Consider the following 11,219-nt stretch of genomic DNA (forward strand, 5'->3'; position numbering starts at 1 on the left):
AAATCTAAATATTTTATAGCTTATTTTTATTCTTCTAGGCGCATAAGCTGGCATTGCCGGATAAAATCTATCATGATAATCTCTAATATAGGCCTAAAATTACCTAAATAATTTACACGTGGTAAATATATAGATATGGTATACTAAATATAATTTTTTAAAAGTAAAGAAACGTAGTATTGGGGGAGAAAATTTGTGGATTATGCTTGCTTTGATTTAAGGTGGCAAAACGAAAATATTTTTTTAAACATTTATGCGCACGAATTATCACGATACACTTTTCACTGGCATGAGACAGATTACGAGATAAACGTCATATTGAAGGGTAAGGCGGAGTATACTCGTGAAGGAAAAATATATCTTGTGGAATCTGATGATGTAATTTTGATAAACAGAAATGAGGGTCATGGATCTTTTGCGATGGAAAATGGAACTATATCACTGGCATTTAAATTTTCCGCTAGTAGTTTAGGCAAATATATGGAACAAGGTGAGGAATTTCGTTTTCACTGCATTTCCAACAAAAATACAAAGTGGAATCCGGAATTTTGCAAAATCCGGTATTTCATATTCGAGATACTAAATGCAGCTATGTGTGATAGTCCGTATTCACATATAACAGCAAAAGCGTCATTGGAAATGCTGCTCTCTGTGCTATTTCGTTTTTTTCCGCATGAAATAGTTCCGATGATCTCTAGAAGAGATGAAAGCAGAAATCGTGCAATTCGTAATATAATGAAGTATATCAATCGCAACTATAAAAACAAAATTACTTTGGATGATCTGGCGAGGGTTTCGAAATATAATAGAACTTATGTCTCAACCTTTTTTAAAGATAATTTAGGTATCAATTTTTATAAATATTTGACTCGCGTACGTTTCCAGAATGCAGTATTTGAACTAGATGATATGGATAAAAATCTGACAGAAATAGCGATTGAGAATGGCTTTCCAGATCTAAAAACATTCAATCGCATGTTTCAAGAAATTTTCCACATGTATCCGGCAGAATATAGGGCAAAAGCTAAAAAAATAGAACCTCGGAAAGGGCACGAGAAACTTCGCTACTGTACTAGGGATAATGAATTACTTTATAAGAAGTTGAGGGAATATGTATTTTTTTGAAAAATTTAGATAATCAAGGCAAGATACAGGCATTGTAAGCTAATAGCTTAAATATGAAAGATTACAATATTATTTTTACATAGTTCATTATCTTTTTTACCCCGAGTTTAACAGTTCAACATACAAAAATCTCCTGTATATCATTGAGATTACAGGAGATTTTTTGTTTATAAGGAAGAATAAAACTATGGTTACATAAATTGCGCTTTACCTAAACTACTTTTGAGTTTTTTAAGTTCGCTGATGATTTGGAGTCTTATGTCAGTATGGATGCCATAGGTCAGTTGAATCAAAGATAATATACTACGTCTCAAGATGTTGGCCCCTGCCTCTGCATCATCTTTTTTTTAGATACGCAGCGCCCTTTTTCAACCTCACTAATCTTGTGCACTTTAATATTTGTACAATTGTCAGCGTAAACCATGAACTCACTTTCCTTCCAGATTGTTAGACTTAATAGATCTGCAGTAATATCGTAGTAAGTGTTCACTCACAGTTTTACCATAAGCCGGATACGTTTTCTTGAGCAGTTTGTATCTCTTTCCAAGCTGTGCAAGGCAAGTTCCTTGATACTCCTTACCTATCACAGCCACATCAGAGAGCATGCCGTTTCTTCGTGGCTTAGATTTGAAGAAGCGTGGAGGAGAGGTACACATTCTTATGTGAATGCACCTTGATTCACATTTAATATCACCTTATAAAGAACATGCTTATTGGTTCTACATAGGTAACTAGCATTAATGCAAATATTAACGCAATTATGTATGGTACGATAGCTTTTACGAGCACTTCAAACTCTATATTGGCAATGTTACATGCCACATACAAACAGGAACCGACTGGCGGCGTAATCATACCAATCCCCATATTTACGATGAAAATTATACCAACAAGGTATGGACTTATTCCAACGCTTGTCATAACGGGCAACAATATCGGAGTCAGAAGAGCAATGGCTGCGGAAGATTGGAGAAAACAACCCGCGACTAACACTATAATATTGAACATAAACAGAATAGCATATTTATTTGATGTAATCGACAAGAGAACCTCTGCAATTTTCTGCGGAATCTGTTCTATAGTTAGCACATAGCTAAATGTGGCAACTGTTGCCATAATGAGCATAATCACAGCCGCCGAAACTGCAGAATCACAAATCACCTTTGGCAAGTCTTTTATTTTAAGATCCTTATAAATAAACAATCCGACAATCAGTCCGTATACTGCAGCGACTGCACCTGCTTCTGTGGGTGTAAAAACGCCCGAGTAAATGCCTCCCAATATTATAACAGGCATGATAAGCGCCCAAAGGCTTTTGACAATGGTAAGTAATAATTGCTTAACAGTGATCTCGACTTTGACTTTTGGTATATTATGCCTTCTTGCGTATATATAAGCAACAATCATCATACAGATTCCCATTAGTATTCCAGGGCCTATACCGCAAAGAAACAGCGTGCCTACCGAGGTGCCCGCTAAAACACTGTATGTTACCATAGGTATACTAGGCGGGATAACCTGCCCAACCGTACCAGCTGCCGCTACGGTAGCAGCAGTAAAGGATTTATCATAACCGTTCTTTTCCATCTCTGGAACCATAATGCCACCAATAGCGGCAGTTGTGGCCGGGCACGAGCCTGAAATTGCTGCAAATATCATAGAAGCTCCAATTGATACCATCGCAAGCCCACCTCTAAAACGAGAAAAAAACAAGTTAACAAACTGCACTAGTTTTTTTGATATACCACCTGCACTCATAAGGTTTCCCGCAAGGATAAAGAACGGAATCGCCATAAGCGGGAAAGAATTTATACCATTAAACATGGTTTGTGAAACAATGACCAGTGGTACGTTAATGCCAAATACGATTGCCAATATTGCTGCGAATCCTAAGCTGACGCCAATTGGTACTCCTATAGCCATTAGTAAAAAGAAGCTCCCGAATAACAATGCTGTTGTACTCATTTTTTATCTACCTCCTCAGCTTGCCTATGTTTTAGCTTTTTCAACAATTGCATTGCATATCCTCCTCGACTTGCTTCTGCTCTGACACCTCTGTTAACTCTTTGATTGCTAATATGAAATACCAGAATGCCATAAATGCAGGACCGATAATCATACAAAGATATACAAATGCCATAGGAAGTCCAAGAGCCGGAGAAATCTGAATCATCAGCTTAGGCCAAAACAAAATGGTATAATGTACGATTACTGAGAAGAATGCAGTATTAATAAGATTGGAAAGTATCTTCAGTATTTTCCCGCCGATTCGTGGCAACGCTTTTTGTAGCGCCTCCACTCCAATATGTGAGCCTTTCCTAGCCCCAGTATAGCTAGCAATAAAAGTCATCCAGATAAAAAGGAATCTTGCAAGCTCCTCAGTCCATGCAACAGGACTCTTAAATACGTAACGAAATATCACCTGAAAAAATATCGATAACGTCATTCCGCCCAGTATTAGGACAATCATCCATTCAAATATTACATCGATTTTTTTAAGGACGGATTCAATGCGTTCAATCATTTTAAAAACCTCCTATTATGAGCGTGTGAAGAGGCGAATTTAATTCTTCGCCCCTTCATAATAATAGATTCTAATACTGCTTTATCCCTAATTTGCCTTAGCAGTCTCTATCATGTCTAAATACTCTTTGAATTCCGGGATAGAATCATATACCGGTTGGCATGCGGCTTTGAACTCAGAAATATCCTCGACAATGTTTAGCGTTACTCCTGCCGCCCTAATTGTATCCATATTCGTTTCATCCATTGCAAGAGATGCTTGCCGCTGTACCTCTTCGGCTTCCTTGGCGGCCTTAAGTATTGCTTCCTGTTGGTCGGATGTGAGCGAGTTAAATCTGTCCAAGCTCATAATAAGAGGTTCAAAGGTATAAATGTGCTTGGTAACCGAATAGTATGGGCAGATCTCAATATATTTGTTTCTGATATTGTTGGAATCCGAGTTTTCGGAAGCATCTATCGTGCCGAGCTGCAGTGCAGAAAACACCTCGGATACTGCCATGGGAGTTGGAATTGCTCCAAGGGTCTCAAATGTTTTAAGAAAAACCTGGCTTTCGGGTGTACGGATTTTTAAGCCGACCAGATCAGCGGGTTTCTCAATACTACCCTTTGTACTGGTAATGCTACGGAACCCATTGTCCCACCATCCGAGAACCTTAAAGCCCTTTAGCTCAGCAATTTCGCTCAGCCTTTGACCTACCTTTCCATCAATAACCTTAAACGCTTCTTCCTTATTTGCGAATAAGTATGGCATATCAAGCACACCCATTTCTGCAACGAAGTTGGAAAATGCCATTGTAGACTCCAAAGCTATATCCAGAGTACCAACCTGAACAAACTCAATTGCTTTTGCACCAGATGCAATCTGAGATGCTGGAAAAACGTCAACTTTAACAGAACCTCCAGTATACTCCTCTACCAGTTCTGCAAATTTAAGGGCTCCTGTCTGGTAAGGATGATCTGTAGCACCGACATGGTTAAGTGAAAGAACGATCTCTTTAGCCGGAATACCGTCGGTTGAGGGTGTGTCAACCGTGGTAGACTCCGTATTCGTGCATGCTGTCAACGATAGCACAAGAAGCAACGCAATACATATATAATTGACCTTCTTCATAATTACCTTACCCCCTTATTTTTTTAGATTTACTATTTATTATCAAGTTTTTATTTGATAAATCTTACTTTTTTACTTATAATATCATACTGTTCATCTTTTCTCCTGTTAAATTCGATCTTATTGTTTTCAAACAAATTTTCGCCATAAGTATCAATGGATACGATCAGTGGTCCGAATTCCTTAATTCTGCAAACCCAAAGAGTTTCCGGCATTCCTAAATCCATCCACTCAGCATGTTCGATATCTTCTACCTGGGTAGCCGCAAGTACCGCACAGCCAGCCGGGAACACACAATGGATAGCCCCGTATTTTACGCAGCCATCAACGGTGTTTTTACCCATTCCGCCCTTACCAACGATAACTCTGACACCAGTCTTCTCGATGAATTCTTTTTCAAACTTCTCCATACGCATGCTTGTAGTAGGACCAACGGAAACCATTTCATATTTACCTTCATCGTTTTTCCTAACAATAGGCCCAGCGTGGAAAATTGCGCCACCGCGAATGTCTATAGGTAACTCTCTGCCTAACTCAATAAGCCGTCTATGTGCTACATCGCGACAGGTAACGATATGACCATTAAGATAAATAACATCGCCAATATGTATATCTTTTAAATCAGCGTCTGATACAGGGGTATTAAGTATTTTTTTCATATTATTGCCTCCTTGTGCGAAGTGATCGTATAGGAGAAATCAGAATGAAATATAATGTTGCCACGCCTATGTGACCAACATCCTGTGTTGACAGCAACGCCTATGGTAGAAGGATGCCTTGCAGCATTTTCAATATGTACTCCCATTACCGAATTGTTACCTGATAAGCCCTGTGGCCCTAAACCTATTGCATTTATGCCGCGTTCAAGTTCCTCTTCCATCATGGCGGCTCGTTCGTTTGGATTTTTGGTCCCCAATGGGCGCATCAGCGCTTTTTTAGACAGTACAGCAGCTGTTTCAATTGATGTAGCAATACCTACACCGACAAGCAGCGGCGGGCATGCATTCAGTCCATAAGAAGTCATTATATCCAAGACAAATTTCGTGACACCTTCGTAGCCTGCGCTGGGCATAAGCACCATTCCCCTTCCAGGTAATGAGCATCCACCGCCAGCCATATAAATGTCTAAATTAAGTTCGTCACTGTTGGGTATGATCTCCCAATCGATAGAAGGAACCCTATAGCCTACATTGCAGCCTGTATTGTATTCGTCGAAGGTCTCCACTGCATTGTGCCTTAATGGCGCACATTTCGTTGCGATTAAAACGGAATTTTTGAATATTTCAGGTAAGTCATCGATGAGTGGAAACTTTGTTCCTACGCGAGCAAAAAACTGTATAACACCTGTGTCTTGACAGCTAGGGCGGTTTAACTTTAACGCCAACTCTTGATTCCGAAACATCGTCTCATAGGTCAGTTTGGCTATCGGATTGACCTCTGCTTCTTCTAACTCTTTTAACTTTTTTTGAATATCATCCGGCAGAACCTTTCCAAAATACGCTATAAATTTGGCAATGGTTTCTGTCATCTCTTGAACTTGCTTTGCTCTGTCCATAAGACATTTCCCTCCTTGTTATAATTTTGTTATTTTTCTAAAACAATTGGCATATCAAACTATTGTATGTATAATATTTAATATTTTATATTTGATAATGTATCCAATTGTTAGGATAAGTATATCATACGGACAATTGTGCGTCAACGCCTAAACCGTATTTTTTCAGTTGTTTTTAGCACCTAATCCCCGAAGCACGGTCACTCACTGCATTTTAGGGTTATTTTTATTTTAAAAATTTTTAATTTTTTAGCGAAATTTGTCCTAATTTTTTTGATAGTTGAAAATTTATGAGGCTTTAGCAAACACCAAAATATCGCAATTTGCCATGATATCATGAAAAGCAGCACAGCCATAAATCGATATAAATACTGGATTTGTAGCTATTTTCATGTTTGTTAAACTGTAAAAGTCAGGGTATCAATGATTGTATTTTAACGTCTAAACTTAGATAACAGTTTTATTTTTTTTATTTCCGCTAATAGGACTGTCTTTGGATTTAATATTAGTCAACATATCATTCATGCTACGTTCGATGTGCTGCCGCATCAATAATCTCGCTCCCTCGGTATCTCTCTGCTCAATTTTGGAGAAAAGTTCTTTGTGCTCAGAGAATGATTTGACAGCATATTCCTCTAGCGTTTCCATATATCTCATAGACAATCCGTTCCACATAACAGACAACATTTTCTTCATACGTAAATTGTCTGACGCCGTCCATATGGCAACATGAAAAGCTTGATTGAGATTGCTGTATTCCTCCAACTCAGAGTTCGCAATCACTTCTTCCGACTGGCATACTATATCCCTTATGTCGCTTATGTCTGCTCCAGTTTCGCAGACAATTGCAACTGCTTCGCTTTCAAGCGCAGCTCTAATTTGAAAATGCTCCCTTACCGTGCGTTCAGTTATCCCGAGAACAATAGCTCCTTTGTTAGGCACAAGCCTTATCAAGCCTTCGTTTTCCAGCATTTGTAATGCTTCGCGCACCGGCGTTTTTGATACGCCTAGTAGGCCTGCAATAGTATCTAGGGTTATTTGTTCCCCTTCCACCATGTCCTGAGCTATGATTGCCTTGCGCAGCGACGATGCTACACGCTCGCGGGCTGGCAATAGCTTTATTGGTTTTAATTTAATCATTATCCAAACCTCATTTCTAATTGTAATGTATGGTAATACCTTTTGACAACGAGATGAATTTTAGATTCATCTCGTTGTTCTATCTCAGATACTATTTCAGCTAGATGGGAAAAAGCACTATCCACCGAATTTCGCCAGTTTTTTAATAATATCTCCAATACGGGTTCCCCCATTAGGAGATATACATGATTTAAAAAGCGATCTCCTGACAACTGGAATAATTTTTTGTGAAACAAAAGTTCATTTTCTGGTGAAGCTTTTGCGCTAGCACATTTCCTTAGTTGGCTTATGTCTACAGAATTATCCTTTAGCTTGGAAATGCAAATGGCCGCTTCACTCTCCAGAGCAGCAAGAAAGCGGAACCTAGATATTATCATATCTTCACTGACACCTAAAACCCTTGTATGACGATTGTCTAGCCGCTCGATTAAACATTCGAATTCCAGACGATGCAATGCTTCTCGGATAGGTATGCGTGATACGCAGAGCTGGCTCGATATCCAATTTTGAGTTAGTTTCGTTTTATCAGGTATTTCTCCGCTTAGTATTTTTTCTCGTAAAATATTTGCGACCTGTTCCCCTGCTGTTTGATAGTTCAAAGTCTTTCTCCTCCTGGTTGCGTTACATCTGCAATTTGTTTATTATTATCGTATCATGGTAGGTTTTCCAATGCAAGTAACAATGATAATAGTTAATATCCAGTTCTGTGGGATAAACATGATAGAGTAGCTTCCAACTTTTTGATTAAATGGAACTCATGAATACCCGCCATGTTTTGTATTTCTTACAGTTTCTAATAAAATGGTTTTGCCAATATCGAAAGAATTTCTATTCTTTAATAGCAATATTTAACGGTTCAATTCTTTAAACCACGTTTTTATGGTTTAACCCAATTTTAACTTGCATTTAGCGCAAATGTTTATAGAACTTATTAAAAACAATGGTACGGACTATCTTAGAGTCATGGAAACATATCGCGTCAATGAAGGAGGTAATTCAAAATGCAGGCAGCGCTTCACGAAATAATGTTCATGTATGTAGTACCAAAGAATTCGTTTATCATGTGTTAAAACAAAATAGGATTATAAACTTAGGTCAAGCTCCAAGCCCGGTTAAACCATAAGGTTTCCTGTGTATTAAATCTGAGATTATATGTGAAGGAAATCTTGAAATTTTAAAATCTAAAGTTTAAGCTTGGCTAGAGCATCAGCCAATTCGGTATTAATGGGTTTATCTTCGTCCTTTTTCTGTTTTTGCAGATATTTTGCTACATCTCTTTTTGAAACCTTATTATTGCCTTCGCTTGCCTTTCTTTCATTAAAAGCCGAAAGTTTTTCTCTATAACCACAGTTGCATATAAAGATTTGACCTTCCCCTTCTCCATGTAGCTCCAGTCTTTTATGACAATTGGGGCACCTGGCATTGGTTACTTTGCTCAGCTTCTCTCTGTATCCGCATTCTCGGTCTTGGCAGATAAGCATCTTGCCCTTTTTACCATTGACCTCCAGCATGTATTTCCCACATTGGGGGCATTTGCTTCGGGTGAGATTGTCATGTCTGAACTTGTCTTCACTGTTTTTGATGTCTTGAACTGCTCTTTTAGCATAATTTTTCATATCATTTACAAAAGTGTCTTTTTTAAGGGCACCTTGAGCAATGGCACTTAGTTTTTGTTCCCACTGAGCAGTCAGAGCTGGAGACTTGAGTTCCTCAGGAACTAGGTCCAATAGCTGCCGACCCTTGGAGGTAATAAAGATATCTTTACCTCTTTTTTCAATCAAGAAACTGTTAAAGAGCTTTTCTATTATATCGGCCCGTGTGGCAACAGTCCCTATACCTCCCGTTTCACCAATTACCTTAATCAAATCCTTGTTCTCTTTGGGCATGTATTTTACCGGGTTTTCCATGGCCGCAAGCAAAGTTCCTTCATTTAATCGAGCCGGTGGCTTTGTTCGTCCTTGAGTTTGAAAAATAGAAGTTATCTTTAGGATGTCACCTTTACTCATGGTAGGTAGCATTTGCTCAAAAATTCCATCATTTAAGTTCTCATCTTCCGAGGATTCATCGTCAAAGCCTTCATAAACCTCTTTCCATCCTAAAGCTATAACAGTTTTCCCTTTGGCGATGAATATCTCTGTACCGATTTTAGCTTTTATGGTGGTTTGCTCATACTCAAAAGGTGGATACATTGCCGCTAAAAAGCGTTTTACTACGAGATCATATATTTTTCTTTCATTCTCGCTTAAGGAATCCAAAAAAGCCGGCTGTTCAGTAGGTATGATAGCATGGTGATCAGTTACTTTTCCGTTATCCACAAAGCTTTTGTTGCCTTTTATGGGTCGTTTAATCTTAAAAGCCGCCGTCCTGTAAGGCCCGACTCCGCAGACTTTAACCCGGTCCTCCAGCGTAGCCACTATATCTGTTGTGATAAACCTGGAGTCAGTCCGGGGATATGTCAGCAGCTTGTGGTTTTCGTATAGTCTTTGCATTATAGATAGGGTTTCCTTTGCGGAAAACCCGAAAATTTTATTTGCATCCCTTTGAAGCTGCGTCAAATCGTATAACTGTGGTGCAAAACTTTTTTTCAGCGTTTTAGTTACATCAATTACCTCAGCATTTTTACCTCTCAGAGATGCCAGGGTTCTATCGATTTTACCCTTATCAAAGGTCCTTATATCCCTTGTTTGGCTATCCTGCCATACCAGTTTCAAATTACCTACGGTAGCAGTGATGCCGTAAAAATCTTTAGGCTTAAAGTTTTGAATTTCTTCTTCCCTCTTTGCAATCATTGCCAATGTCGGTGTTTGTACTCTCCCACAGGATAACTGTGCATTGTGCTTACAAGTCAAAGCCCGGGTGGCATTGATACCCACCAGCCAATCTGCTTCGGCTCGGGCCACTGCCGATGCATAAAGATTTTCATATTGTTTGCCGTCTTTTAAATTATTGAATCCATCTCTTATGGCTTTATCGGTCACCGATGAAATCCACAAGCGTTTAATGGGCTTTTTGACATTGGCCATTTTTATTATCCATCTTGCCACCAGTTCGCCTTCCCGCCCTGCATCAGTGGCTATAACGATACTATTCACATCGTTTCTGTTCATTTGTTCTTTAACTATATTAAATTGCCTTCTGCTCTGCTTGATAATCTCCAGCTTCAAATCCTTGGGCAGTATAGGCAAATCCTCCATCCGCCAAGATTTATACCTATTGCCGTAGGCTTCAGGTTCGGCCAAAGTAACCAGATGGCCTAAAGCCCAAGTTATGATATACTTTTGCCCTTCAAGATAACCATTTCCGTTTTTCCCGCAATTCATAACCCTGGCTATGTCCCTTGCTACCGATGGCTTTTCAGCTAATACCAGTGTTTTACTCACAAATCTCAACCTTCCGCTTCCCCTCGTCGGGGATGATTATTAATTTTAACAGCATAACTAACCTTTTTTTATTATATCATAAAAGGCGAGATATAAGCGGTTGGTCGATGACCGCCCATACTATATAATTGATGATAGATTTTTTTGATAATTCGTGCTAGTATTATAGTAACTAACATATATATGTTAGTTACTATAAACCTGTTAGTTATAACAAAATTTGGGTCAATTGCTTATGCTGCATTTGAAAACTATGTATCACAACTAAAAGTTGTTTTACAATTTGTCGTTAAAAAACAAGGGAGGGAAAGGAGAATTGTTAAGTAAGATATTTGATTCTACCACTTTGGGTTTTATGGCGGCTGCAATCATATTATTTATTATT

9 protein-coding genes are annotated in these 11,219 nt (G+C 38.7%); 1 reads left to right on the top strand and 8 read right to left on the bottom strand.

From position 1 onward, the window contains the following. Nucleotides 1–195: 195 nt before the first annotated feature. Nucleotides 196–1,125 (top strand): AraC family transcriptional regulator, encoded by a 930-nt coding sequence (locus tag BUC45_RS03490; protein WP_296970373.1) that lies wholly within the window; start codon nt 196–198, stop codon nt 1,123–1,125. A 690-nt stretch (nt 1,126–1,815) separates the two neighbouring features. Here the strand turns inward: BUC45_RS03490 and BUC45_RS03495 are convergent. From BUC45_RS03495 to BUC45_RS03530, 8 genes are all read right to left on the bottom strand, one after another. After that, entirely contained in the window at nt 1,816–3,090 is a 1,275-nt protein-coding gene (locus tag BUC45_RS03495) for a TRAP transporter large permease (protein WP_296970375.1), read from the bottom strand. A 40-nt stretch (nt 3,091–3,130) separates the two neighbouring features. Further along, nucleotides 3,131–3,649, bottom strand: a complete 519-nt coding sequence (locus BUC45_RS03500; protein ID WP_296970376.1) for a TRAP transporter small permease — start codon at nt 3,647–3,649, stop codon at nt 3,131–3,133. A gap of 87 nt (nt 3,650–3,736) precedes the next feature. Further along, on the bottom strand, nt 3,737–4,759 hold the full coding sequence (locus BUC45_RS03505) for a TRAP transporter substrate-binding protein (protein WP_296970378.1): 1,023 nt from the start codon (nt 4,757–4,759) through the stop codon (nt 3,737–3,739). A 50-nt stretch (nt 4,760–4,809) separates the two neighbouring features. Beyond that, nucleotides 4,810–5,418: a L(+)-tartrate dehydratase subunit beta gene (gene ttdB / locus BUC45_RS03510; RefSeq protein ID WP_296970381.1), complete on the bottom strand. Its 609-nt coding sequence runs from the start codon at nt 5,416–5,418 to the stop codon at nt 4,810–4,812. Next, entirely contained in the window at nt 5,415–6,314 is a 900-nt protein-coding gene (gene ttdA / locus BUC45_RS03515; protein WP_296970383.1) for a L(+)-tartrate dehydratase subunit alpha, read from the bottom strand. Before ttdA ends, ttdB begins: the two co-directional genes overlap by 4 nt. 447 nt (nt 6,315–6,761) lie before the next feature. Continuing rightward, on the bottom strand, nt 6,762–7,454 hold the full coding sequence (locus BUC45_RS03520; RefSeq protein WP_296970385.1) for a GntR family transcriptional regulator: 693 nt from the start codon (nt 7,452–7,454) through the stop codon (nt 6,762–6,764). Next, a complete protein-coding gene (locus tag BUC45_RS03525; RefSeq protein WP_296970386.1) occupies nt 7,454–8,053 on the bottom strand; it encodes a GntR family transcriptional regulator in 600 nt (199 codons plus the stop codon). The genes BUC45_RS03520 and BUC45_RS03525 overlap by 1 nt, the downstream gene beginning before the upstream one ends. Before the next feature lie 582 nt (nt 8,054–8,635). After that, nucleotides 8,636–10,834 carry a DNA topoisomerase III gene (locus BUC45_RS03530; protein ID WP_296970389.1) on the bottom strand — a complete coding sequence of 733 codons (2,199 nt, stop codon included), beginning with the start codon at nt 10,832–10,834 and terminating at the stop codon, nt 8,636–8,638. Between the last annotated feature and the right edge of the window lie 385 nt (nt 10,835–11,219).

This window comes from Tepidanaerobacter sp. EBM-38 (assembly GCA_001896545.1).
Taxonomy (GTDB): Bacteria; Bacillota; Thermosediminibacteria; order Thermosediminibacterales; family Tepidanaerobacteraceae; genus Tepidanaerobacter.